Here is a 25,243-nt window from a genome sequence, read left to right as displayed (position 1 = left end):
ACTTTTTTTTATGTAGCCATCAAACATCTTTCCCATGGATGTCGAAATACTATCCCGTGTTCAGTTTGCATTCACCATTGCATTTCATTACATCTATCCGCCATTAAGTATTGGTCTTGGTTTGCTGCTCGTCATCTTTGAAGGCATGTACCTCAAAACAGGCGATAAGCGCTACGAACAGATCACCCGTTTCTGGATAAAGATCTTTGCCCTCATCTTTGGTATTGGCGTAGCCACCGGCATTATTATGGAATTTGAGTTTGGTACCAACTGGGCCACGTATTCCAAATACGTGGGTGATATATTTGGCAGCGCCCTGGCCGCGGAAGGCATCTTTGCTTTTGCCCTGGAGTCGGGCTTTCTCGGCATTCTCATCTTTGGCTGGAACCGGGTAGGCCCCAAAGTGCATTTCTTCTCTGCGTTGATGGTCTTCCTGGGATCAATGTTTTCGGCGGTGTGGATCGTGGTGGCTAATTCCTGGCAGCAGACACCCGCCGGCTTCAGGATCGTGGGCGAAGGAATGAATGCCCGTGCCGAGATCACCGATTTCTGGGCCATGGTATTTAATCCCTCCAGTGTAGAGCGCCTTACCCATGTATGGATCGGCGCTTTCCTGGCAGGCGCCTTCCTGGTGCTGAGTGTGAATGCCTGGTATATCCTGAAAAATAAACACCTGGCCCTGGCCAAACCCTCCTTTAAGATAGCCCTCATAACAGCCACGATTTGCTCGCTGCTTCAATTGTTTGTGGGCCATAAAAGCGCCGATGGTGTTTCCAAAAACCAGCCGGCGAAACTGGCGGCACTTGAAGGCCATTATGATTCCCTGGCCACAGGAGATATGTACCTGATGGGCTATGTAAACAACAAAACCCAGGAAACAAAAGGCATCCGTATACCCGGCGGACTTTCCTTCCTGATATATGGCGATTTCAACGCACCCATAAAAGGATTAAATGCTTTTCCGGAAGAGGATCGTCCCCGGCAGGTAAACGCCATCTTCCAGTTTTACCATATTATGGTAGCGATCGGGGTAAGCCTTATTGCGCTATCGGTCTTTGGCACCTGGCTTTATTACAGGAATAAGCTGTTTGACAAACGCTGGCTGCTGTGGATATTTGTATGGTCCGTGCTGCTACCGCAGATTGCCAACCAGGCGGGATGGTTTGCTGCCGAAATGGGCCGGCAACCCTGGGTGGTCTATGGATTGCTCAGAACCTCCGATGCCCTGTCCAAAGCCGTCACGGCCAACCAGGTACTTTTCTCCCTCATCATGTTCATGGTCGTGTACCTGCTGTTGCTGATATTATTCCTGTATTTGCTCAATAAGAAGATACAGCACGGGCCGGTGGACTATGGCTCCAAAGAAGATATTGAAGAAGGCAGTAAACGCGACAATCCATTATTAGCACATTAACTGTCAACACATGGAAACATTTCTCGGACTTGATTACAACGTATGGTGGTTCCTCGTATTTGGAGCTGTCATCAGCGGGTATGCGATCCTCGATGGGTTTGACCTGGGAGCTGGCGCCCTGCACCTTTTACTCAAAAAAGAACAAAGCCGCCGGATAGCGCTCAACGCCATCGGGCCGGTATGGGATGGTAATGAAGTGTGGCTGGTGATTGGAGGCGGTGCCCTATTTGCCGGCTTTCCCATCGCCTATGCCGCTATTTTTTCAGCTTTCTATATTCCCTTCATGGTCTTTTTGATGGGTATCATCTTCCGGGCCGTGGCCATTGAGTTCCGGAGCAAAGAGCCGATGCCCTGGTGGCGCAAGACCTGGGATATTGTTTATTCTGCCGCCAGCATTATCATTGCGCTTTCACTGGGCCTTATGCTGGGTAATGTTGCCTATGGTATTCCCCTCAATGGGCAAAAGGAGTTTGCCGGCAACTGGCTTTCTTTCTTCAATCCTTTTTCCATCATGGTAGCCATCACCACCCTGGCTTTGTTTATGATGCATGGTTCTATTTACCTGACCATGAAAACCGAAAAACGGCTTTATGCCAGGCTACGTATACTTTCCAGAAACTTCATTATTTTCTTTGTACTCAGTTTTGTGATCACGACCCTTTATACGCTGTTGTACATACCACACCTCAGTGATTTTTTTAAAGCCAACCCTGCCGCATTTATTATACCTATTTTGATGGTATTGAGTATTGCCAATATTCCGCGGCAGATCAAAAAGGGAAAATACCGCTATGCATTTTTCAGCTCGGCCCTTACCATTGCCTTATTACTGGTGATGGTTGCACTGGAAGTGTATCCGTATCTCTTGTATTCGACAGTGAACCCCGACAACAGTATAACGATACATAATGGGGCTTCTTCCTATAAGACGATGAAGATATTGCTCACGATTGCTGTGATCGGTACACCATTGGTAGGCATTTATACTTCCTTTGTTTTCTGGACCTTCAAAGGAAAGGTAAAGCTCGATGAAATGAGTTATTAGATGATCCTGCACCTAACTGCAAAACCATGTAAACTCAGGCCAGCGAATAATCAATAATTAGTAATTGAATAATTATAAGGCAGCGCCCACTTTTTCCAGTAATGCTTTTGTTTTCTTAATGCCTTCAACCGGGTCGCCCTTGGAACCTTCAAACTCAATACCGATATAACCGGTAAAGCCGGCATCCTTTACTATTTTGAGCATTTTGTAATAATCAGTTTCTATACAGTTACCCTGTGCGTCAAAATCATAGGTCTTGGCGCTTACGCCTTTGGCATAGGGCATCATTTCCTGGGTGCCTTTGTAGCGGTCATACTCTTCTATGCAATTGCCGTCGTACATCCCTTTCCCATCACGCTTCACACAGAAATTACCAAAATCGGGCAGGGTACCAACATTGGGTTTGTTTACGCCTTTCATCACGCCCACCAGCCAGCTGCCATCAGAAGTATAACCACCGTGATTTTCCACGATGACATTAATACCTGCTTTGGCGCCATATTCTCCCAGCCTGCTGAGTCCGTCTATCGCGGCTTTCTGTACATCTTCGCGGCTGCCTTCTCCGTGTGCATTCACGCGGATAGTAGCACACCCCAGGTATTTAGCAGCATCTACCCATTGGTAGTGGTTCTCTACGGCTTTCAATCTTTCCTTATCATCGGGTGAGCCCAGTGATCCTTCACCATCCACCATAATAAGGTGGTTCTTCACGCCATTGTCTTTACAACGTTTCAACAACTCGGCCAGGTATTTTTCATCCTTTGCTTTGTCTTTAAAAAACTGGTTCACGTATTCTACTACGTCAATACCATAATCTCTTTTGGATACCAATGGAAAATCGAGGTTATCCAGTTTTTTATCGAAGAGGTCCTTGTGCAGGGACCATTGCGCCAGGGAAATGGTAAAAAACATTTTAGCAGGCGTAGCGGCTGTGCCGGCTGTAGAGGTATCTGTTTTAGGTGTATCTGTGGCAGGCGTTCCATCACTGCAGGCAGCAAATCCGGTAGATACGGCGCCAAAGCCGGCGGTCAGTCCACCCAGTTGTTGTAAAAAACGACGACGATTGGTTGACATAAAGAAAGAGTTTTTTCAGGAAGCAATAATTTGATCTCAGGTACTGAAAATACAACAATATCGGGAAAGAATAACGCTGCTAAAACCATCCTCGCCTTCTGAAGGCTCGCAGCATCCAGATGGGGATCAGCAACATCAGACCCACGGCAATGAAAAAGCCCCATTTATTGTGAATGGAAGGGATGTTGTCGAAGTTCATTCCGAAGATGCCGCCGATAACTGTGGCGGGCGCCAGCAGGCAGGTTACAATAGCCATCACCTTCATTACTTCATTCAGTTTCAGGTTCACGTTATTGATATAAAGGTCCTGCATACTCGTCATCATATCGCGATAGTTCTCACTCAGGTCGTAGGCCTGGATAATATGGTCATATACGTCTTTGAAATACTTGGTGGTCCGGTCGTCGAGTAGATCACTTTCACTCCGGATAATCCCATTGATCAGGTCGCGTACAGGAGCTATATTTCGTTTGAGTACGATCAGTTCTTTGCGAAGCTGGTTAATGCGTGCCAGCGATTTCGTATTACTGCGGCGGATCACTTCTTCCTCCAACAATTCTACCTGCTCGCCCAGCTTCTCCATTACCTGGAAATAGTTGTCTACAATAATATCCAGCATGGCATACAGCAGGTAATCGGCCGTACGCTGCCGTATTTTACTATTGCCAAACCTTAGTTTATTGCGAACGGGATCAAACACATCGCGGCTGGCATCTTCCTGGAAGGAGATCACAAAATCCTTTCCCAGGGCGATACTGATCTGTTCGGTTTCTACTGTACGGGTGGCTTCATTGAAATAAAGCATATTCAGCAGGCAGAATAAGATACCCTCCACCTCGTCCATCTTGGGCCGCTGGTGCATGCTGAGGATATCTTCAATAAGCAGGGGGTGAATATTAAACTGGTTGCTTACCAGCTCTACATCGGCTTTGCGCAGGCCATCAATATTGATCCAGTTGATCCGGTTATTATTCTTGTAATGAAAACAATCCTGCACCTTGTCAAACTTCCGCTCTTCCATGGAATCGGCATTATAATCATATACAGTGATGACGATTTCCGTGGCCTCTTCACGCTGGGAGGGGGCTGTAGGATTGATATTGAATATTTCTTTGGTCCGGTGGGTACCGAATAAAGAAGGCAAGCCAAGATAACGGAGATATTTCTGCGGATCCATGTTCATAGGCGAATAATCAATGAAAAATTAAGCATAAAAACCATACCTAAAAAATAATGCTCCCGCAGCACAGGCTACGGGAGCATTATAAAAGAGAATGTTCGATCGGGTTATTCTATATTAGTCAATTCAAGATCTACGCCATGCGAATTGCCTTCTACTTTTAGCAGTGCCGGGAAACCGGCGTTGTTCAATATCCACAGGCGGGTAGTACCACCGGGACCTTCCACCTGGATTGCATCCAATGTTTTACTGCCCACTTTTAAACCAGTCTGCTCACCTTGTTTCACCGTGAAAGTCTGGTCATTGTAGACAAACTTTTTATCCTGCTGCAGGCCGTTCCATTGTGCTTTTGACAGCAACAGTACGGTTGTTTCATCGCCCAGGTCTTCATCGGTGCCTGCTGTAGGCTGGCTCCAATATCCATGTGTGGCGGTTTCCAGTGATTTCTTTTTCATGACCCAGCCACCGGTGCCTATGCCTTCTATATTCCAGGCGATCTTTACATATTCTGTGCCCAGCGAATCCACCACAGCTGTAAAAGGAATGGTGTTGCCGCCGGTATAAAGGGTATAAATGAACTTTGATCCCTTCTTTACAACGGGATTTATTTTATCCTGTGCCGCGGTTGCCAAAGCGCTCATTAAAAAGAGTGCAAATAGTACTTTTTTCATGGTGTATGTTTGGTTGTTGATTAGGCGAATGTACCGCAATCAAAAAGTCCCGCCAAGCATCACTGTATTGGTTAGCCCCTTTTTGACCTTAGATAACAAAATCATAAGATGAACCGCGGGAAATAACCACCTACAACCTACCACTCGCACTATAAACGCTCGTACAGGGCCCGCAGCTTTTCCCGGGTCATGATCTTTTCCCAATCCTTACCCAGGGCATTTTCCCAAAGGGGCTTCATACCCAGTGATACATTGATCATGGAATCAAACTGCTCATCGGTCAATCCTTTACAGATGCCAACAGGAATGTCGATCTTATTCTTCTCCACCATGCGCTTAAACTCTTCTACGCCGGCCGGGTAATACTCCTCCAGGTGATTCATTACGATGCAATTGCCAATGCCGTGTTTGGTACCGAGCAGAAAGCTCAGTCCATAGCTGACAGCGTGTGCCACACCCACCTGTGAGTAGGCAATGCTCATGCCTCCTGCATAGGAAGCCATCATCAGTTTATCGTCGCATTCTTCATCCCACTGGTCTTTTTCCAGGAAAATGTATTGGCAGAGTTCCAGTGCTTTTTCGCCGTAGGATTTACTGAACTCATTGAGGTAAGTGCCTTCCAGGCTTTCAATACAATGGATATAACAATCCATCCCGGTATAGAAGCGCTGGTTTACAGGGGCATTGGCTGTGAGGGCGGGGTCCAGCACAATCTGGTCGAAGGGTGTGAAATCGGAGTTCATGCCCAGTTTCCGGGTAGGCCCGGTCAATACTGTGGTGCGGGAAACTTCTGCACCGGTACCGCTGAGGGTGGGGATGCCGGCTTTGTACACACCGGGCAGTTTCACCAGGTCCCAGCCTTGGTAATCGGCCGATGATCCGGGATTGGTCATCATCAGGGATACCGCTTTGCCCAAGTCCATGGCCGATCCGCCACCGATGGCAATAATACCGCTCACGGTTCCAAATTCACTTTTCAACTCTGCAGCGAGTTTATCTACATAAGAGGTCTTAGGTTCATAGGTAACATCTACAAATATCACTTTGTCTTTTCCGCGCAATGGGATCCTGTTTACCAAGGCCTTGCCCTCAAAATAATGGTCCACAAAGAAGATCACAGGTGCATCTCCCTTACGACGGGGAGCCAAAATTTCATCGAGCTGATCAAAACTGCCGCGGCCATACACCACGTAGTCCACCATTTTAAAGTTTCTGAATTTCATCCGTAAGATATTTTATGATTTCTCAACCACCGGTGATGTTATGATAATCAACCGTATTGAATTGATGGGTGAAGGTAAGCGTAGAAAAGAAAGTAACAAAAATCCAGCGGGGTGCTGGCATAAACGGCAAAACAGAAAAGGGAAGAGCGCCTTTAGAAAGTAAAACGCAGCAAACTGCTGCGTTTTCTGGAGAGCCTAAACCAAAATGCTGAGTTTCGAGTGAAAAATAACCGCATTTACTTCCGGTGCATACGCATAAACCGGAAAAATATCTTGAACTGGATTTATTAAACTGTATTGGATTGAAAAAGACAGACAAGGTTCAGTATGCTGTCACATGATGCGTGTAGATAACGTTTAGCACAGTTTTTCAGCAGGAGAACGGACTGGAATAAAATTAATTATTTTTATTGCATGTCGTCACAAAGGACCCTGAATTTTTAGAAATAATTGCAAAATAACCGCAAAATAAGCTGCAAACTGCGAGAATATGCCCTTACGCAAACCTTTGCATAGATAAATGAACCGCAAAAAACTGCAACGGGGATGTATAAGGCTAAAAACTATATATTTTTAGTGTAAGGCTCCCTCAGCCACAAGTGCTGCCGCTCCAAAAACACCTGCACTATCTCCCAGTGCAGGCATCAATACAGGGACTTCTATGCCATTATTAAATATATGTTTTTTCAGTGATTCAACACCAGTTGTATAAATGACACTTATGTTGCCCACACCGCCTCCTACCACAATTACGTCGGGATCGAGCAGGTTGGTAACTACGGAAACAGCTTTACCAAAAAAGTGCGTGAGCCTGTTGATCGTTTCCCCTGCAGCCGCATCGGTACCTGCTGTATAGCCTGCTACAATTTGCTTGAGTGAAAAAAATTGACCGGTAAGGCGCGTATAGTATTCCTGTAGTGCAGGGCCACTCAGTACTTTCTCCACACAACCGGTTTTGCCGCAATAGCAGGGCCCGCCCGATTCATCCAGGAAATTGTGGCCCCATTCTCCCGCAATGCCATGGCGGCCATTCCACACCTGTCCGTTGATCACAATACCACCGCCTACCCCCGTGCCCATGATGATACCAAACACTACGCGGGCATCCGGTACCTGCTGTTTTACCACGCCCCAATGCGTTTCGGCCAGGGCAAAACAATTGGCATCGTTGGCCAGCACTACCGGTACATGGAGTGCGGTTTCCAGGTCCTTTTTTAAGGGTTGCCCATTCAGTGCCGTGCTGTTACAATTCTTCATCGTCTGCAGGCGGGGATCGAGTTCACCCGGCGTACCAAAGCCAATGCGGCCAGGCGTTAAGCCCGACTGCTGCTGCATGGTATCTACCAGCTTTTTGATCTGCTGTACAATATGCCCATAACCTTTGCCCGCTTCTGTATCAATGCGGGTACGCAACAGGGGGCGGGCATCATTGATGGATGGTAAAATAACACCTTCGATCTTGGTACCCCCCAGGTCGATACCCCATATAGGATTACTCATAGCTAAGCAGGTTTATGGTACAGTATTAAATCCGGAATTATAAAAGTTTTGCTGCCCGTTGCAGGTCTTCCGGCGTATCAATTTCCACGCCCATATAATCTACCACGACCATGCGAAGCGGGATGCCATATTCCAGGTAACGGAGGCATTCTACTTTTTCTGCCGCTTCCAGCGGGGTCATGGGCCAGTTGGTGAAATTGATCAGCGCCTGTTTCCGGAAAGCGTATACGCCAATATGTTCGTAATAAGTAATGGGAACAGCGGTATTGCGTGGATAGGGGACCACACTACGGCTGAACATGAGAGAGTTCATATTCCTGTCTACCGCTACTTTCACAAAGTTGGGATCGTCGATCTGTTCCTGTTCGTGCAGCACCTGCATCATGGAGGCCACCTGTACCGTGGGATCATTAAAACATTGTAATAATTCCTGCAGTGGCTTTTTCCTGATGAAGGGTGTATCGCCCTGTACATTCAATACAATATCCACGTCCATATCAGCTACTGCTTCTGCTATGCGATCGCTGCCGCTCTCATGTTCTTTCACACTCATCCTGGCATTGCCGCCATGCGATACAACTTCCTGGTAGATCACCTCACTGTCGGTAACTACCCATACTTCATCAAACAGACCGGTAGCTACTGTATTGTCATAGGTATGCCGGATCACGGTTTTGTCCTTCAATAACTGCATCAGTTTGGCCGGGAACCTTGTGGCGGCATACCGTGCAGGTATCATTGCTATCACTTTTGCCATAATATTCTTTTCGGAGCATAAAGATAATCCTACTGACAATAATATTCCCGCAGCATCCGGCCAAAATTCAGGACAGCTGATTTGCCACTTACCGTGCCGCTATTGCACAGCACAATGATGCCAATATTTTTTTCCCTGATGATCATGGTATAAGTACTAAAGAGGGCGCTCTTACCGAGGAAATGGTTGATGCGCAATTTGTTCCAGGTCTCATTTTCCCATCCCATCGCCATTCCCGGGGTGGCCGATAACAATTGCTCGGCAGCAATAGAACTGATGACGGATTTTTTATGCTGCAAAGCTTTCAGCATATCCTGCATGAAAAGGATATAATCCTTTATGGAAATATTGATGTCGGTGGCAGGTGCAATAGCAGGGATGGTGGTATGACCAAATTCCGGCTGAAGGACGCCGGCAATCTCTCCATGGCCATAGGGTTGCAGACTATCAGCCAAACGCGGTAGTCCAAACCGGATCGACAGGTTCAGCGGTTTGCTGATGTACTGACCAATCAGTTCTTCCCAGGCCTTGCCCGTTATTTTTTCCATCATGGCGGCGGCAATAGCGGTGCCGGCTACGGAGTACACGGGCTGACTGCTGTCAACGATCAGTAAGGGTGTTCCTTTCATCACCAGTGTGGCGAAGGCCCTGCGTTGTTCCGGCTTGCTGCCTGTTAATAACGGTATCCCTTTTTGATCTTCCGCTTCTGTATACGGACGAATGCCGGCGCGCTGGGCCAGCAATTGGCGTATGGTAACGGAATGATACAACTTCATTGTTTTGCCATTTATCTCGGGCAAAGCTTTCAGGACCGTGGTGTTCCATTGGAGTTTGCCGGCATCTGCGAGCCGGGCTGCCAGGTAAGCTGTGAAAGCGGTGGTATTGGTACCCGTATAAAACCTGTCGGTGATGCGGATGCTGTCTTTCTTCCGGAATTCACGTACTCCGGATGCGCCTATGTCCAGGATCTTATCGGCATCAAATACGGCGTATACAAGTCCCGGCACGCCACGGTATTTGCGGATGCTATCGGCCATCAGGGAAAATGTCTGAGAGAAAACCGGTATACAACCTACCATCAATAAAACAATACAACACAATTTTTTCATGTTAACGGTTTCAATGGGAACAGGGTCTGTCAATCAATAACAGGTAATTCAATAGTCAGTCTTGATGGTATTGTCAAAAGGAAGTCGGAGTTGATATCGGAGGTTTTCATCGGTGCTTCCATCCAGAACATCCAATCCGTACTGGAGGTTCCTGGGATCTTCGTAAGCGAAGGTGCCAAAGATACGATCCCACAGAGAAAAAATATTAGCATAATTGGTATCTGTGTAGGGGCGCTTAAAATGGTGATGCACTTTATGCATATTGGGCGATACCAGTATCCAGCTGATGGGCTTATCCAGCCAAAGGGGTACCCGGATATTGGCATGGTTAAAATGGGTGAAGATAGCGGCCATGCTGCGGTACAGGAAATACATGCCAATGGGCAGTCCAATGACCAATACCCCAATAATAGTAGAGGCTTCACGGAATACCCATTCTCCGGGGTGGTGGCGGGTGCCGGTGGTCACATCCACCTTGGTATCACTATGGTGGATCATATGGAATTTCCACATCCATTTTATCTTGTGCATGGCATAGTGCGGGGCATACTGGCCAAAGAAGTCCATAAAGAAAAGCCCCAGCAGAATATTGGCCCAGAGGGGCAGGCCAAGCCAGTTGAGCAAGCCGATATGATGAGTAGTTACCCAATCGCACACTTTGATGGTAATGGCGCCCAGAACTATATTCAGGATAACTGTGCTAAGCAGAAAAAGCAGGTTTACGCCGGCATGTTTATAGCGTTTGAAAGAGAAAGCAAACATGGGATAGTAACCTTCCAGCACCCAGAAAAAGACCATTCCGCCCAGCAGGATTGCCATGCGCTGCCAGCTCTCAATATGCTCCCAGAAATGCATGAATGATTCCATAGGCAAAAGCATCGATTCACCGGTAATTTACGCTAAAAATCCGGAAAAAGGGCTGTGTCAGAGGCTGCAGATCAGTCAATGGTCTTTAGACTTTTTTAATAACAAATACACCGCTAAACAGAATAATACCACAGGCGGAATAAAGATCAGGATCTCTATCATAGGGGAACCCAATAAAATTAGTAATGGCAGCATTTTCCAGCAATCAGGTACGGATCAACTGAAAACAGTAAAGACTCCCGGTAGGTGAGAACCTGTCACACAGCAGGCATCGGAGAGACCTATGAATACCAAAGCCTCCGTATCATCAAGTGGTCACCGCGGAAGTCTTTCTGATTTCCCATTGTTTTCGCCGCTTATCGCCGGATCATCGCTGTGCAAAAAACTCTTGTAGCCCTGCAGGCTGTAGTGGTTGGGTATATAAAATTAAAAAAGGGGCAGGTCTTATTCCGAAGCTACCAATGTATGATACTATAAATAATTATTATTTGTAATTGTTTTGGTGATAAATTATATGCTTAACGCATATTGGCTGTAACTGTCTGGCTGATTGCTTGTTGCATTTTCTTTCTTTGGGCTATGGAGATTAAAGACAGGCGATACCTGACGGTCAAGCGTCTCATTGAAGCGGGACACATTACAGTCTTTAAGGAGATATTTGACACTATCCCTCCTTCAAGGGTCGCAAAAGATCTGGGTTTTAATTATCTCCGGCTGGTGAAACTGACAGACCAGGTAGATGGGTGGATCTTAAAAGACGTATACGAGCTTGCCAAATTAATAGACGTGGAAGGCAAGGTAATAACCGACCTTATTCATAATCAATATGCTCAGGCTGGCAAAAAGAGAAAAAAGTAACGTGGTCTCTTCTCAAATTCATACACATTCAAAGCAGTAGTAAACATTTTTTACAGCAACTTAGGGGAAGTAGTGCAATTAGCTGTTCTTCTGGTACTCACTTTCAAATCCATCTACCAGGTCCTGGGCTCTTGGCAACTGTTCCTGATGCACCATCAGCTTTATACCGCCAATGGCATTGGTGAAGATGGGATAGATGGTCACCGTATGCTCATCCTGCAAATAGGCCCGGATATGCTCATCCTCCAGCCTTTGCAGCATCATATGCGCGGGAATGTAATTGTCGTATGTACGGAGCACAACAAACAAAGCGATCCTGTTTTGAATGATGAATGACTGAGGCAAGGTAAAAGAAAAAGCCGGATATCTCATCCGGCTTCCTATCGTTTTAATCTTCGAGATCTTGTAATCTGCGGGCTGCGGCTTCTTATCTGCGCAATCCAGCTAATCCTTTATCCGCGATTAACTGTTCAGCATCAGGGGCATTACCAGCATCAGCATTTCCTCATTTTCTTCCTGCTCGGTAGGCTTGATGATACCAGCCTTGGTGGGTGTAGAGAGTTCCACCACCACCTCATCACTCTCAGCAGCATTCAGCATTTCAATCAGGAACTTGGCATTGAAAGCGATTGCCAGGTCTTCCCCATCATACTGGCACTTCATGCGCTCATTACCTTCAAAGGAGAAATCCACATCCTGGGCTGCCAGTTGCAACTCACTGCCACTGATATTCAGTACTACCTGGTTCGTGCTCTTGTTGGAAAACACACTTACCCGGCGCAGGGCGCTTTGGAAATCGGCCTTGGTCAGGATCAGTTTATAAGGATTATCAACCGGGATAACTACTTTATAATCGGGGAAACGGGCGTCGATCAGCCGGCAACTCATTTGGGTAGTGCCATGTTTTACAAACAGGTGGTTGCTGTTGTAACTTACCGTCAGCTCGTCATCATTTACGGGCATGGCGGCTTTCAGCAGGTTAAGTGGCTTCTTGGGAACGATCAGTGAATCGTTCTTGGGGCAGCTCACATCTTTGCGTTTGTAACGAACCAGGCGGTGTGCATCGGTAGCTACAAACTGCAGTCCCTTTTTATCCATTTCAAAGTACACCCCTGTCATGGCGGGGCGCAGGTCATCGCCACTTACCGCAAACAGGGTTTTATTGATAGCTGTCACCAGTGCAGCAGAGGTAATGGTAAAAGAGGAGGTATCATCTGCTACCGGCTCTTTGGGGAAATTATCTGGATTTTCGCCCATTACCTTGTACTTACCATTGTCGCTGGTAATTTCCACACTGTAATTCTTGTCAATATTGAATGTCAGGGGCTGGTCGGGGATGTTCTTCAGGGAATCCATCAGGATCTTGGCCGGGATACAAACGCGGCCGGTATCCTTGGCTTCCACTTCCATTTGCACCTTCATAACTGTTTCCAGATCGGTGGCCACTACGGTGAGTTTGTTTTTGTCAATCTCGAACAAAAAGTCCTCCAAAATTGGCAATACCGTATTAGCGTTGATAACGCCGCTAATCTGTTGTAACTGTTTCAATAAAGCCGAAGAAGAAACGATGAACTTCATAAGCTGGTTAAAGATTTGAGCAAATATAGAATTCTGAACAATACACCCCACCGTATATTTTTAAACAATCCAATCACAAATCCATCAATCTGAACCCCTAAAGCGGGCCCTGGAAGTCAAAAAACACCCGGGAATAAATAAAATACCATCAATCGCCAGTATCCCCAAAATCCAATAAATCGTAGTTCAGCCGTATTTTCGCCCCGCCATGCAGCTGTCTGTAATTATTGTAAATTATAATGTGAAGTATTTTTTGGAACAATGCCTTTGTTCTGTGAAAAAGGCCATGGAAGAAGTTGGCCACTCCGTGGCAGATGACGAACCTAGCCAAACTGAGGTGTTTGTGGTGGACAATAAATCTACTGATGACAGCATAGGATATCTCCGCAGCCGGTTTCCTTTTGTACAATTTATCGCCAATACAGAAAACCTGGGTTTTGCCCGCGCCAATAACCAGGCGCTGTTGCAATGCCGGGGTAAATACATACTCTTTCTGAATCCGGATACCATTTTACCGGAAGACTGCTTTGTGCAATGCCTGTCTTTTATGGAGGCCCATGCTGATGCCGGGGCGCTTGGTGTACGCATGATCGATGGGAGTGGCAGCTACCTGCCGGAATCCAAAAGGGGATTTCCCAGTCCCTGGGTATCTTTTTGTAAAATGAGCGGCCTCACCCGGTTGTTTCCTACCTCCCCCTTATTTGCCCGTTATTACCTGGGCCATCTGTCGCCTGATGCCGTACACCCGGTGGATGTGTTGTCGGGCGCTTTTATGTGGGTGCGGAAAGAGGTATTGGATAAAACCGGCGGCTTTGATGAGCGCTTTTTCATGTATGCAGAAGATATAGACCTCAGTTACCGCATTCAGCAGTCGGGGTATATTAATTATTATTTGCCTGCTCCTGTGATCATCCACTTCAAAGGTGAAAGTACCCGCCGTGATGCCCGCTATGTAAAACTGTTCTATACTGCCATGATCCAATTTGTGCAGAAGCATTACCGGGGGGTAAGTGCCTGGTGGTATACCAAGCTGTTGCAAGGCATTATTGCGGCCAGGAGCTTGGGAGCGAATAAGCAAAATGCTGTACCTGGTAAACCTGGTTTATCCGGCACCCCAAAAGTATGGCTCAATGGCGATGAATCGGCCATTGAAAATATGCGAGCCATTCTTCAAGCTGCAAAATATACCGTGGCAGCTACCAGTAAAGATGCAGGTGTGCTCATTTTTTGCGAAGGACCTACATTCCCATTTACAGCTATCATAAAAGAGCTTCAATCTAAGCACAACTATATGGGTGTGCATATACACGGAAGCCATACCTCCAGTGCTGTGGGTAGTGGTTCAAAAGATAGTCAGGGAAATGCGATATGCGGTATATCTTATTGAACAGGTCTTTGAAGACCATCTTTAAGGCTGGCAGTAATCATCAACAAAAGAGCTATTCCACACCCTTTAGGTAAGGAATGGGGTTGAGGTAGAACATTTTCTTCCAGCCCTGTTTGGCGTCATCAATACGCCAGGGCAGGGGCAGGAGGGAGGATATACTATAATGCAGGTGAGGCGGTTTGCCTGCGGCATTGCCCGTGGTGCCCACCGTACCGATCCCCGAACCGGCTTTTACAAAATGAAGGGAGGAGGTATTAATATCTTTGAGATGGGCATAATAATGAATTCGCCATTTAGGTCCCAATACCAGGGCTACATTTCCACCTCTTTCCAGCACACCGGTATAAATCACCAGACCATAAGTGGAAGCCACCACCGGCGTACCCTTCTTGCCAAAAATATCTACCCCCTTATGTGTTACTGATTTGCCCCAGGGATAAAACCAGAACGAATTTTCGTTATAGCTTTTGCCGTTGGCCCCTGTCACCGGCATTACAAAGTGCTGCGGCAGACAATAGCCGATTACCAAAATGACCAATAAAGAAAGGAAAATATACTTAAGGATGCGTTTTACTTTCATAAACAGGGTTATAAGGTTTGAAAATTCCGGTTATTGGCGCAGTCGAGGAAAAGCTTGTTGCACAAGAGCGGTTTTGCGTTTAAACGCCTGGGTAATATCCTTTCTTGTAGGCGGAAAAGTTAAAGTATAGCCGACTTTTTGGCAGTTAACCCCCCTCCACTGGTCATTTAAGCATTACAATTCCCTCTAATCCCTTAATTTTGAATTTGCCTGACCAAACCGGCTTTGAATGTAATGGCGTTAATTGATATTTCCTTACCCCCCTCTATAGCGAAAGCATTGCGATTGCCAGCCCGTTCACCCCGGCGGCAGCAGCTACGGGTATTGAGGAAATTGCTCAAAAAAGCCCGCTTTACCGAATTCGGGCAAACTTACCGGTTTGATGAGATCCTGCTTAGCAAACATGCCGGTAAAAAGTTCCAACAATTGGTTCCCACTTACGACTACAATAAGATCTACGAAGCCTGGTGGCATAAGACCCTGGAAGGCCGGCCGGATATCTGCTGGCCCGGTAAGATCAAATTCTTCGCCCTCAGCTCCGGCACCTCCGAATCGGCCAGTAAATACCTGCCCATCACCAACGACCTGATGCGGGGCAACCGCATCGTGATGATCAAGCAATTGCTCACCCTCCGCACCTACCATGATATTCCCTTAAAGAGTGTGGGTAAAGGATGGCTGATGCTGGGCGGCAGTACAGACCTGCAGAAAGGCCCTGGCTACTACGCCGGTGACCTGAGCGGTATTACGGCCAAGAAAGTGCCTTTCTGGTTCTCCCCTTTCTATAAGCCCGGCAAAAAAATTGCCCGGACCAAAGACTGGAACCAGAAACTGGAAGCGATCGTAGAAGAAGCCCCCAACTGGGACATTGGCTTTGTGGTAGGCGTTCCCGCCTGGATCCAGATGTGCATGGAAAAGATCATCGAGCGCTACAATCTTAAGAGCATTCACGATATGTGGCCCAACCTGGCCTTCTTTGTGCATGGCGGGGTGTCATTTGAACCCTATAAGAAAGGATTTGAGAAACTGGTGGCCAAGCCGCTTACCTATATTGAAACCTACCTGGCTTCAGAAGGCTTTTTGGCTTACCAGGACAGGCAGTTTGCCAAAGGCATGCACCTTTCGCTCAATGATCATATCTTTTTTGAGTTTATTCCATTCAACGATAAGAATTTCGACAGTGATGGTAATATCATGGAAGATGCCGAAGTGCTGATGATCCATGAAGTAGAAGAGGGGAAGGATTATGCCATCCTGATCAGTACCACGGCCGGCGCCTGGCGTTATCTGATTGGCGATACGGTTCGTTTTGTAGACAAAGAACGTTGTGAAATAGTGATCACCGGCCGCACCAAGCACTTCTTGAGCCTGGTAGGAGAGCACCTGAGTGTGGATAATATGAATAAGGCGGTACAATTGGTGGCCGATGAAATGAATATCTGCATTCCGGAGTTTACAGTGGCGGGCGTGCCCCACGGGCTTTTCTTTGCCCACCAGTGGTGGATAGCCTGTGATGACAAGGTGGACGCAGAACCGGTACGCGAGAAGATCGATCAAAAGCTGAAAGACCTGAATGATGATTATGCCGTAGAACGGAACAGCGCCCTCAAAGACGTTTACCTTAAAATACTACCGGAATCGAGTTTCATGGAATTCATGCGCCTCAAAGGGAAGATAGGCGGGCAGCATAAGTTTCCCCGTGTAATGAAGGGCAAAATGTATGAGGACTGGGTAAAATTCCTGGAAACCGGCGCCATTTAATCAATTGGATCAATACGAGCCACCCCCTTACTTATATATAAAAGGGCAGGTATGTAACTTGTTCTTTTTCACTTCGTCTGATTATTTGTAAATTGTCGCTTTAATTTCTCATTACTTCTATTAACGCATGTGGCAAGCCATCATCAATGGATTAATGCTGGGGTGTATCCTTGCTTTGTCGGTGGGGCCGGTGATCTTCACGGTGATCAAACAAAGTCTGAACAACGGTCATACGGGCGGCTTCAGCTTTGTGGCTGGTGTGTGGATGAGCGATATTGTGCTGGTGGTGATCAGCAATGCCTTTTCGGCCCTGGTGAGTGAGCTGCTGGAATACAAAGCCATCATTGGTTATATTGGCAGCGCCTTCCTGGTGATCATGGGCATCTTTTACCTGTTTTTCAAAAAAGTGACCCTGCGTACGGATGCCGAGGGAAAGATCATACGCTTTCGCAAAAGGGATATGCTCAAAATATTTTCCAGCGGCTTCCTGATCAATACACTCAACCCCAGTGTATTCATTTTCTGGCTGGGTACTGCTACGGCCCTGGGCGCGAAGTTCAACTTCCAACAAAGGATCATTATTTTTTCTGTTTGCCTGGCCTTTAATATTGCGGCTGATATTTTTAAAGTACTGCTGGCCGGCAAACTTCGCAAACGGCTCACCCTGCACAATATTACGGTGATTAATAAGGTATCGGGCGTAATACTGGTTGGCTTTGGAATGGCGCTCTTATACGGCACAGTATTTTTAGCAAAGGATATATGAGCAGGTGATAAACTTTGCCGGGTTTTGAGTGTTCATAATGCGTTAGTTGCATTAGTCTTAACAAAACCTTAGTTCATTTAATTAGCTTACCGCTGTAACTTGGCCTTACATGAAAACAACTGTACTTCTCATAACGGTTTTGTTCGGTTCACTGCTCTCCTTCTCTCAGCAATCAGATTTTATTGTACTTAAAAAGTGGAACAACCGGACGATCAAAACTTTTTATGCCGGGTCTTTTATTTCGGCCGAAACCCACAATGGGTTTAGGATAAATGGCTTTATTTCCGATATCAGAAACGACTCCATCTATATCCGGCAGGAAGAAACACGATTACAGGGAACTGAATTTGGTTCTCAATTAGACACGGTCAGGTTTTCTATTGGCATCGACTACCGCGAGATCAAACGATTCAATTATACCAAAAATTATAAATGGGGCGGTAAAAAAGGATTTGTGCAGGTGGCCCTTCCCAAGATCATGATGGTAGCCGGGGTAGGTTATATTATACTGGAAACAGTAAATACCATTTACCGCAAAGAGTCTTTCAATGATGATGGCAAACTGCTTACGCTAGGCGTGGCCGCCGGCGTAGCCGTAGCCGGTTATATGTGGGAGCGTATTCATGACAAGAGCAACAAGGCCGGGGGCAAATACAAGGTGGTATACATCAGGGCAGCCGATCTCAAAAAAGGGTTTTAGGCTAAATTCCTGTCTTCCTTCGGACTTCCCCGGTTTCGGGTTATCTTGCACCCCAAGCAATTTAACCCGGCATGGCCATCAAAACCAGGGGATTAGGTCTTCGTATTTGGAGAATCCTGAAGCGAGTCTTTATTTTCCTCTTCATTTTCCAGCTTTTCTATATCCTCCTGCTCAAGTGGGTGGATCCACCATTTACACTTACACAACTGGGAAGCCTTATAACAGGCAATGGCCTCAAGCGGGATTATGTAGACATCAAACAGATGTCGCCCTATGCACGCCTGGCGGTAATTTGTTCGGAAGACCAACTGTTTCCGGATCACAATGGGTTTGACTGGAAGCACATTGAAAAGGCCATGAAGAACAATGAAAAAAGACCCAATCGCATCAAAGGAGCTTCCACGATCAGTCAGCAGGTAGCTAAAAATGTGTTCCTGTGGCAGGGCCGCAGTTGGTTTCGTAAAGGGCTGGAAGTTTATTTCACCTTCATGATCGAATTGATATGGGGCAAAAAACGCATCCTGGAAATGTACCTCAATGTAGCCGAAATGGGCAAAGGTGTTTTTGGTATCGAAGCAGCTGCTCAGGCCTACTTTAAAAAGCCGGCCCAGAAACTTACCCGCCAGGAAGCGGCGATGATTGCCGCCTCCTTACCCAATCCCAAGGAGTATACGGTGAAACCAGTTTCGCGGTATGTGGCCTGGAAATATCCCTGGGTACTTCGCCAAATGACCAACCTGCAGGATGATGAGGATATACAAAAGCTGATACAATAATTCATGCACTTATTACTCTTCCACTAATAGGCTGCTACCTGCACTATTCATAGACCTGCTTTTGGGAATACAGGTGCTGATGGCAAAGCGGAAAGTATAGCGGCCGGGCGGTAAGTGAACCGGTACCTGCAAATGGAAAGGCTGACAGGCTTCCTTAATTTGCCGTACGGTTAATCCCGTTGGGAAAGCCAGGATCTTCTCCTGTTCATTTTCAAAAGCCAGCTGGATGGAAGCAGTATCAAAGGGCGCCTGCTGCAAAAAGGGTAGATACCCAACAGGCGTTTCAATAGTGCCGTTTATAGTAAACTGTTTATTTTTCAATAAAGGCTTACCCTCATAGCGGATATTTATTCTCGAAAAAGAATAGTAAGGCGCATACACATGGCTGGCTTTGTTGCCCAGCTCCTTAATAGGGTCGATCTGTGTTACGCTATCATATATGCCCACCACCATCACCTTTTTTCCCAACAATGAATCTTCCAGCGGCCAGAAATTGTAATTGTTGCGCCGGTATTCAATATCATTCATCGATAGTGAAGACGTTTGTGAATAAAACCAATACTTGGATGCTTTTTGGTAGGAGCCAATGAATACGACGGGCAGTCCCTGCGCACGGTTCTGCACGGCCGACACCCAGGTTTTGTTTTCATGAAACTCATCTTTCGGAAACCATTTTGCACGAGGGATCACCGGTAGCATATATACCCTTACCAGCAAGATAAAAATAAGGCTGATGGGAATGCTCTTATATAGCCAGCTGCGCCAGGAAGCTTGCCGGGAAAGGTATTGATGGCTCAACACTATTAAAGCGATGAAGGCAGGTACGGTCCAATTGGCTTCTACGCGGCCCCTGAAACTACTTAAGAGGAAAAATGAATAGAACCCGATCAGGGAATACTTCAATGCGCGCTCCAGTTCCTGCACGGGTTTATGATCAAAAGCTGCTTTTAATAATAACCATCCCATCAAGGGGCCGGCCAGGGCGAGCTGTCCTACGAGGTATTCGATGGTATAGCGGGTGTCATAATAAGAAGTGCTGCGTTCAAACAAATGATATTTTACGGAAGGAAATCCATGTGTGTACTGCCAATAAAGGTGGGGAGCGAAAGCCACCAGCGCCACCAGCGTAACGATATAGGTTTGGTACCGGGCAAAGAGCTTTGGATTGGACGCCAGGGTGGCTATTACGATCAGTATACCATGGTACTTGCTGTACAGCATTAAGGCAATACTCAATCCCAGCAATACAGAACGCCCGATGGTCATATGTGTTACAAACTGCTGGTAAAACCAGAAAAACAAGGCTACAAAAAACAACAAGGGAATATCAGGAACGGCGATGATACCGCCTATCTGCACAATGGCGATGGAGCCGGCAATGGCATAAAACAAATAATCATCTCTTTTACCCAATAACTGTTGTGTGATAAAAATAGTAGCTGTATTGAGCAGCACAATAAAGAAGCGAACACCTAATTCATTGGGGAAGATCGCATAACCTGCTTTGATCAGCAGAGCAATCATGGGAGGGTGATCAAAATAGCCCCAGTCGGGAAATTGTGCATATACCCAGTAATAGGCTTCATCATCAAATAGCTCCGTGTAGCCAGCCTGGATCAGGTTTACTACGCACCAGGCAATGTAAAACAGTGGTTGATGATTCCTCTTGATAAAACTAAGCATACCCAACAAACGAAGGAAGTAAAACTAAGACAAGCATTCAGGTTTTGAATAATTCTTCTATTTTTTTAACAGCTTTTCCCAATCGTTGTTCGTAATCGCCTGAAATATTTATCCAGGGAACGGCCTGGTTTAACATGAGATCTTTATATATATGATACAGCTCACGCCTGCTTTCGAGGTCGGGATACTCCCGCAGTTCATCTTTTACCCAGGGCAGGTCTGTGTCGCATAGTAAATACAGGTCGTATTGTCTTACTGCAATCTGATCCAGTATCCAGGGATGGCATTTACCAAATACATATTCGCACCACACTTTCATCACATACAGGTCGGTATCAATGAAGAGGAGGGTATTTTGTTCGGCGGTGGTGGGTAAGGCGGCAGCGTATTGATCTTCCAGGGCTACCTGCTGCTGTGCAATGATCAACAGATCATCATAGCTGTACTGCTTGCCATGCTTCAACAGGTACTCCCGCGCATATTCGGGCACCCAGGTGGTGGCATATTGACTGGCCAACTGTTCACACAAAGTGCTTTTGCCTGTTGATTCAGGCCCTACGACCACTACTTTTTTTATCATGGGGTAACAAACAGCAAATATACTGCGGAATCAGGAGGCGGGCATTTGCTTTGCCAGCTTTGCACGCTTATTCCATTCAGCCCAGCCAAACCCGGCCATCATGAGTAGGATAAAATAAAATACACTGGTAGACACATATCCTTTGATAAAGTACAAGGGGATGGAAGCAATATTGGTAGCGATCCACCAATACCAGCTTTCTACCTTTTTCTTTGCCATGAGCCACATACCGGTATAGGCTGTAGCGGAGGCAAAGGCATCGGCCCACGGAATGATCTCCTGGGAGAAGATAGTCCGCAGCCAGGTCAATGCACTGAATATGGCAATGTAAAAAGCACCAAAGAAGAGGAAATGTTGTAGCCATTCTTTCCTGGTGGCATGCTGTATGACCACAATATGGTGGTGTGCTGCATCTCTTTTGGCCCAGAGTATCCAACCATAAATACTCATGACGGTGTAATAAACATTTACGCTGGCCTCGCCTGGTAAGTGTGCCTGTAAACTAAGCCAGGTATAGATAATGGTGCTGACCAGACCTACGGGATATACCCAGATATTTTCAATGCGGGAAAACCATACACTAGCAATGCCTGTAAATACGGCAAGGTATTCAAGCCAGGTAGTATGCACAATTCCAAAAACAAATCGTTGATAAATCTCTGGTATACTCATGCGGATCACAATCCCTCACAAAGTTTTTTAAGGTTACGCAAACCTTCTTCAAACTGTTTATTGAGGTTCTTAATTAAGTAAGGGCCCATTAGCCTGGCCATGGGGTAAGGCAGATCGCCATTGTTTTGCCAGGTTACTTTTGTTTCGCCATTGCCCCATTCTTCAAACAACCAGTTGTCGTTGGCAAAACTTTTCCAAGGTCTTATAAATTCGAGGCCAAAGTGAACATGCTTTTGATCAATACTGCGTAGTATTAACCGCCCCTCGCCAATCTTTTTACCCTTCCACCAGTATTCATGACCAGGGGTTTGCGGGGCGCCTTTGATGGTCATCTTGCTTCCCGGCTCCATCATTTGCCAGGGATTCCAGCGTGCGTAATGGTTAAGGTCAGCCACCCGGGCCATTACCTCCCGCACCGGTTGTATAATGACCAGCGATTTCTCAATATGGTATTTGCCAGGCAAAAAGAAGGCGATCACCAGTAAAATAAGGATGATGCCAATAAAGCCGTAAATGATGTACAATACCAGCATATATACAAGCTGTTTAACTGTAATTTACAGTAAGCAGGCTACAAAGCCAAGCCGTTGCAATAATTAGTACCACGGGCAATCCTTTAAATACAAAACCCTTCTGCTACAAACAGAAGGGTTTATATAAGTTAATTGTCTGTAATCTTACTCTGCTTCGGCAACTACTTCCTTCACTTCGGGTATCATGCGCTTCATCATCCCTTCAATACCTGCTTTGAGGGTGATCATAGAAGAGGGACATCCGCTGCAGGAGCCCTGCAACATGAGGTTTACTACACCATCGTCATAGCTCTTGAACTGGATAGCGCCGCCATCCATTTCAACTGCGGGCTTCACGTAGTTTTCCAATAACTCCTTAATACGTTTTACCACATCATCATCATCGGCGGATACGGCATTGCTGCTTTGCGGTACAATAACGGCTACTTCTTCTTCATTGATCACCGCTTTTCCTTCTTCCAGGTATTCTTTCAGGAACTGGCGGATAGTAGGTATCACATCCGTCCATTCTGTTTCGGTGGTCTTGGTCAAGGTCACAAAATTGGAGGCAATGAAAACAGCCCTGATGAAAGGAAAACCGAATAGTTCTGTAGCCAGGGGTGAGGGTTTTGCGCTCTCCACATCGGGAAAATCGATGCTTTTGCCCGGATACAATAACTTATTGGCCACAAACTTCATGGTTTCCGGGTTGGGAGTCATCTCCGTATAGATACTGATAACCGGGCTGCCTGTTTTAATCATAATTCCCACTATTTTAAAGTACAAAAATAACAAACCCCGACAAGGAATTGTTGTTTTTATTCTAAAAAGCCTGTGCTTTTAGGCTTTCACCCTTAACGTAGTTCCGGAAATTCTTTAATGATCACAATCATCGGCATGGGCGTGATCGTGTACCCTGCAGGCGCGGTAATTGATCACATGGGCCGATACGATGAAAATTACGGCAAAGGGGAGTAGCCAAATCTGGTGATCGTGCCATATTTGTTTGGCAATCAACAATATAATACCTACACAAAATACAATAGCCGGCAAATAACTATGATGATGCTTTCGGTAGCCATGCCAAAGGGAATACATGCCAATGGCAAAAGCGATAAAAATCATCGTGTATTCCAGCAATACATTCTCAATGATGTTGATGCCAAAAACAGGTAGGCTGGTAAGCAATAGCGGCAGGATAGCGCAATGTATAGCGCAGGCTACAGAAGTAGCAATTCCCAATGCGTCCCAGTTAAACCTGAAATTCATGGCGCGAAGATAAGGGAAAACTTTCATATGCAACTAAGTTGCAAACGAAATCTTAAAATGGTTGCTGTATCGTTTAAGGCGGTTGGTTGCAAAAACCCTTAGCCCTGATTTCCTAACTTTGCATCCATGAATAAAAAATTCGTATTTTATATTGGATTTTTCCTTGTTCTCGTCATTGGCTTTTATATAGTGCTCACCCGGGTGATCCCGGGTTATGGCAAGGTTAAGTTGCCTGTTTTGAGCTATGTACTTCCTTTTCAATTCGTTAACCAGGATGGCAAGACCGTTACCGAACGGGACCTGGATGGTAAGGTATATGTGGCAGAATACTTTTTCACTACCTGTAAGAGCATCTGCCCCATTATGAACACCAATCTTCGCCCCATTCATGAAGCCTTCCTCAATGAATCGCGGTTCCTGATCGTTTCGCATACCTGCGATCCTGAAACGGATAGCAGTGCGCGTTTGAAAGTATATGCCGATTCCATTAAAGCGGATACACGTCATTGGTGGTTTCTGACCGGACGAAAAGACAGTTTATATAATACTGCCCGTACCAGTTATTTGTTGGATGATCCAAAGAATAACCTGCAGAATATTGATGATCAGTTTTTGCATACGCAGTTCTTCGCACTGGTTGACAAAAGTGGTCAGGTAAGAAAAATCTATGACGGGTTGAAGAAAGATGAACTGGAAGAACTTAAAAAAGATATCAAAGGATTGTTGGATGAACCTGTTGCTCAAAAACGATTTAGTAATAACCTTTTTGGAAATTAACGATTATCAGAAAAGATAAAAAAGTTAAACATGGATACACAGATTGATAATATTTTGAAGCGTAGTCAGCTAAGTGTAACCGGTAGCCGTAAAAGGATCCTGGAATTATTTTTGGCAACCAATGGCGGCGCGCTTGCGCATGGCGATATTGAAAAAAAGACCGGTGAAAAATTTGATCGTGTAACGGTATACCGTACACTGCAAACGTTTCTGGAAAAAGGGATTATCCATAGTATCCCCACCGTAGATAACTCTGTTCGCTATGCCATGTGTAAAGAAGGCTGCGCCGGTGGCCACCACCATGACAACCACGTTCATTTTGTATGCAGCGCCTGCGGTAATACTACCTGCCTGGAAAGTGTCATGATCCCTGAAGTGAGGCTTCCCGAGGGATTTCAGCCGGAAGAATTTCAAATGGTGATTACGGGTGTTTGCAAGGATTGCCACTAAGGTACAGTCCTGTTTAGCTTGTTATTCATTCGCCTCATATCCTTTCCTGGACTG

The 25,243-nt window shown here is 46.1% G+C and carries 27 protein-coding genes; 10 read left to right on the top strand and 17 right to left on the bottom strand.

Going from position 1 to position 25,243, the window contains the following annotated elements; all coding sequences use genetic code 11:
- Positions 1 to 34 precede the first annotated feature (34 nt).
- Positions 35 to 1,414 (top strand): cytochrome ubiquinol oxidase subunit I, encoded by a 1,380-nt coding sequence (locus D3H65_RS22985; RefSeq protein WP_119052560.1) that lies wholly within the window; start codon positions 35 to 37, stop codon positions 1,412 to 1,414.
- Positions 1,415 to 1,424: 10 nt separating this feature from the next.
- The gene (gene cydB, locus D3H65_RS22980) at positions 1,425 to 2,459 is read left to right on the top strand and encodes a cytochrome d ubiquinol oxidase subunit II (RefSeq protein WP_119052559.1); all 1,035 of its coding nucleotides are present in this window, start codon (positions 1,425 to 1,427) and stop codon (positions 2,457 to 2,459) included.
- A 72-nt stretch (positions 2,460 to 2,531) separates the two neighbouring features.
- On the opposite strand, the gene D3H65_RS22975 is transcribed toward cydB, so the two are convergent.
- The 8 genes from D3H65_RS22975 to D3H65_RS22940 all read right to left on the bottom strand — a co-directional run bounded on the left by D3H65_RS22975 (position 2,532) and on the right by D3H65_RS22940 (position 10,840).
- Positions 2,532 to 3,533 carry a sugar phosphate isomerase/epimerase family protein gene (locus D3H65_RS22975; protein WP_119052558.1) on the bottom strand — a complete coding sequence of 334 codons (1,002 nt, stop codon included), beginning with the start codon at positions 3,531 to 3,533 and terminating at the stop codon, positions 2,532 to 2,534.
- A gap of 79 nt (positions 3,534 to 3,612) precedes the next feature.
- Positions 3,613 to 4,710: a magnesium/cobalt transporter CorA gene (corA, locus tag D3H65_RS22970; protein ID WP_245999573.1), complete on the bottom strand. Its 1,098-nt coding sequence runs from the start codon at positions 4,708 to 4,710 to the stop codon at positions 3,613 to 3,615.
- Between the two features lie 110 nt (positions 4,711 to 4,820).
- On the bottom strand, positions 4,821 to 5,384 hold the full coding sequence (locus tag D3H65_RS22965) for a hypothetical protein (protein ID WP_119052556.1): 564 nt from the start codon (positions 5,382 to 5,384) through the stop codon (positions 4,821 to 4,823).
- A 149-nt stretch (positions 5,385 to 5,533) separates the two neighbouring features.
- Positions 5,534 to 6,607 carry an iron-containing alcohol dehydrogenase family protein gene (locus D3H65_RS22960; protein ID WP_119052555.1) on the bottom strand — a complete coding sequence of 358 codons (1,074 nt, stop codon included), beginning with the start codon at positions 6,605 to 6,607 and terminating at the stop codon, positions 5,534 to 5,536.
- A gap of 573 nt (positions 6,608 to 7,180) precedes the next feature.
- Positions 7,181 to 8,107, bottom strand: a complete 927-nt coding sequence (locus D3H65_RS22955; protein ID WP_119052554.1) for an ROK family protein — start codon at positions 8,105 to 8,107, stop codon at positions 7,181 to 7,183.
- A gap of 37 nt (positions 8,108 to 8,144) precedes the next feature.
- A complete protein-coding gene (gene kdsB / locus D3H65_RS22950) occupies positions 8,145 to 8,864 on the bottom strand; it encodes a 3-deoxy-manno-octulosonate cytidylyltransferase (RefSeq protein WP_245999572.1) in 720 nt (239 codons plus the stop codon).
- Between the two features lie 29 nt (positions 8,865 to 8,893).
- The gene (locus tag D3H65_RS22945) at positions 8,894 to 9,973 is read right to left on the bottom strand and encodes a serine hydrolase domain-containing protein (RefSeq protein ID WP_119052552.1); all 1,080 of its coding nucleotides are present in this window, start codon (positions 9,971 to 9,973) and stop codon (positions 8,894 to 8,896) included.
- Between the two features lie 48 nt (positions 9,974 to 10,021).
- On the bottom strand, positions 10,022 to 10,840 hold the full coding sequence (locus tag D3H65_RS22940; RefSeq protein ID WP_119052551.1) for a sterol desaturase family protein: 819 nt from the start codon (positions 10,838 to 10,840) through the stop codon (positions 10,022 to 10,024).
- A gap of 579 nt (positions 10,841 to 11,419) precedes the next feature.
- Between D3H65_RS22940 and D3H65_RS22930 the strand changes: the two genes are divergently transcribed.
- Positions 11,420 to 11,698: a hypothetical protein gene (locus D3H65_RS22930; protein WP_119052549.1), complete on the top strand. Its 279-nt coding sequence runs from the start codon at positions 11,420 to 11,422 to the stop codon at positions 11,696 to 11,698.
- A gap of 78 nt (positions 11,699 to 11,776) precedes the next feature.
- On the opposite strand, the gene D3H65_RS22925 is transcribed toward D3H65_RS22930, so the two are convergent.
- Both D3H65_RS22925 and dnaN read right to left on the bottom strand, forming a co-directional pair.
- Positions 11,777 to 12,070: a putative signal transducing protein gene (locus D3H65_RS22925; RefSeq protein WP_119052548.1), complete on the bottom strand. Its 294-nt coding sequence runs from the start codon at positions 12,068 to 12,070 to the stop codon at positions 11,777 to 11,779.
- 90 nt (positions 12,071 to 12,160) lie between these two features.
- Positions 12,161 to 13,276, bottom strand: a complete 1,116-nt coding sequence (gene dnaN, locus D3H65_RS22920; protein ID WP_119052547.1) for a DNA polymerase III subunit beta — start codon at positions 13,274 to 13,276, stop codon at positions 12,161 to 12,163.
- A gap of 208 nt (positions 13,277 to 13,484) precedes the next feature.
- Here dnaN and D3H65_RS22915 point away from each other — a divergent pair, with 208 nt between their 5' ends.
- Positions 13,485 to 14,663 (top strand): glycosyltransferase family 2 protein, encoded by a 1,179-nt coding sequence (locus tag D3H65_RS22915; protein ID WP_119052546.1) that lies wholly within the window; start codon positions 13,485 to 13,487, stop codon positions 14,661 to 14,663.
- Positions 14,664 to 14,715: 52 nt separating this feature from the next.
- Here the strand turns inward: D3H65_RS22915 and D3H65_RS22910 are convergent, their stop codons facing one another.
- Positions 14,716 to 15,243 (bottom strand): M23 family metallopeptidase, encoded by a 528-nt coding sequence (locus tag D3H65_RS22910; RefSeq protein WP_119052545.1) that lies wholly within the window; start codon positions 15,241 to 15,243, stop codon positions 14,716 to 14,718.
- A gap of 234 nt (positions 15,244 to 15,477) precedes the next feature.
- Here D3H65_RS22910 and D3H65_RS22905 point away from each other — a divergent pair, with 234 nt between their 5' ends.
- From D3H65_RS22905 to mtgA, 4 genes are all read left to right on the top strand, one after another.
- On the top strand, positions 15,478 to 17,004 hold the full coding sequence (locus D3H65_RS22905; RefSeq protein ID WP_119052544.1) for a GH3 family domain-containing protein: 1,527 nt from the start codon (positions 15,478 to 15,480) through the stop codon (positions 17,002 to 17,004).
- 127 nt (positions 17,005 to 17,131) lie between these two features.
- Positions 17,132 to 17,770 carry a LysE family translocator gene (locus D3H65_RS22900; RefSeq protein ID WP_245999571.1) on the top strand — a complete coding sequence of 213 codons (639 nt, stop codon included), beginning with the start codon at positions 17,132 to 17,134 and terminating at the stop codon, positions 17,768 to 17,770.
- 109 nt (positions 17,771 to 17,879) lie between these two features.
- Positions 17,880 to 18,470 carry a hypothetical protein gene (locus tag D3H65_RS22895; RefSeq protein ID WP_119052543.1) on the top strand — a complete coding sequence of 197 codons (591 nt, stop codon included), beginning with the start codon at positions 17,880 to 17,882 and terminating at the stop codon, positions 18,468 to 18,470.
- A 71-nt stretch (positions 18,471 to 18,541) separates the two neighbouring features.
- Positions 18,542 to 19,246 (top strand): monofunctional biosynthetic peptidoglycan transglycosylase, encoded by a 705-nt coding sequence (gene mtgA / locus D3H65_RS22890; RefSeq protein ID WP_211345531.1) that lies wholly within the window; start codon positions 18,542 to 18,544, stop codon positions 19,244 to 19,246.
- Between the two features lie 12 nt (positions 19,247 to 19,258).
- On the opposite strand, the gene D3H65_RS22885 is transcribed toward mtgA, so the two are convergent.
- The 6 genes from D3H65_RS22885 to D3H65_RS22860 form a co-directional block, all read right to left on the bottom strand.
- Positions 19,259 to 20,929 (bottom strand): ArnT family glycosyltransferase, encoded by a 1,671-nt coding sequence (locus D3H65_RS22885; protein ID WP_162915775.1) that lies wholly within the window; start codon positions 20,927 to 20,929, stop codon positions 19,259 to 19,261.
- 37 nt (positions 20,930 to 20,966) lie between these two features.
- Positions 20,967 to 21,509 (bottom strand): AAA family ATPase, encoded by a 543-nt coding sequence (locus tag D3H65_RS22880; RefSeq protein ID WP_119052541.1) that lies wholly within the window; start codon positions 21,507 to 21,509, stop codon positions 20,967 to 20,969.
- A gap of 30 nt (positions 21,510 to 21,539) precedes the next feature.
- Positions 21,540 to 22,181, bottom strand: a complete 642-nt coding sequence (gene pnuC, locus D3H65_RS22875; RefSeq protein ID WP_119052540.1) for a nicotinamide riboside transporter PnuC — start codon at positions 22,179 to 22,181, stop codon at positions 21,540 to 21,542.
- A 5-nt stretch (positions 22,182 to 22,186) separates the two neighbouring features.
- On the bottom strand, positions 22,187 to 22,714 hold the full coding sequence (locus D3H65_RS22870; RefSeq protein WP_119052539.1) for an SRPBCC family protein: 528 nt from the start codon (positions 22,712 to 22,714) through the stop codon (positions 22,187 to 22,189).
- A gap of 144 nt (positions 22,715 to 22,858) precedes the next feature.
- Complete coding sequence (locus D3H65_RS22865) at positions 22,859 to 23,455, bottom strand: NifU family protein (RefSeq protein ID WP_119052538.1); 597 nt, start codon at positions 23,453 to 23,455, stop codon at positions 22,859 to 22,861.
- A 114-nt stretch (positions 23,456 to 23,569) separates the two neighbouring features.
- Complete coding sequence (locus D3H65_RS22860) at positions 23,570 to 23,989, bottom strand: MerC domain-containing protein (RefSeq protein WP_245999570.1); 420 nt, start codon at positions 23,987 to 23,989, stop codon at positions 23,570 to 23,572.
- 99 nt (positions 23,990 to 24,088) lie between these two features.
- Here D3H65_RS22860 and D3H65_RS22855 point away from each other — a divergent pair, with 99 nt between their 5' ends.
- Positions 24,089 to 24,739 (top strand): SCO family protein, encoded by a 651-nt coding sequence (locus D3H65_RS22855; protein WP_119052537.1) that lies wholly within the window; start codon positions 24,089 to 24,091, stop codon positions 24,737 to 24,739.
- A 30-nt stretch (positions 24,740 to 24,769) separates the two neighbouring features.
- Positions 24,770 to 25,189, top strand: a complete 420-nt coding sequence (locus tag D3H65_RS22850) for a Fur family transcriptional regulator (RefSeq protein ID WP_119052536.1) — start codon at positions 24,770 to 24,772, stop codon at positions 25,187 to 25,189.
- Positions 25,190 to 25,243 lie beyond the last annotated feature (54 nt).

The sequence above is a fragment of the Paraflavitalea soli genome (genome assembly GCF_003555545.1).
Taxonomy (GTDB): Bacteria; Bacteroidota; Bacteroidia; order Chitinophagales; family Chitinophagaceae; genus Paraflavitalea; species Paraflavitalea soli.
This window is presented reverse-complemented; position numbering and strand designations above follow the sequence as displayed.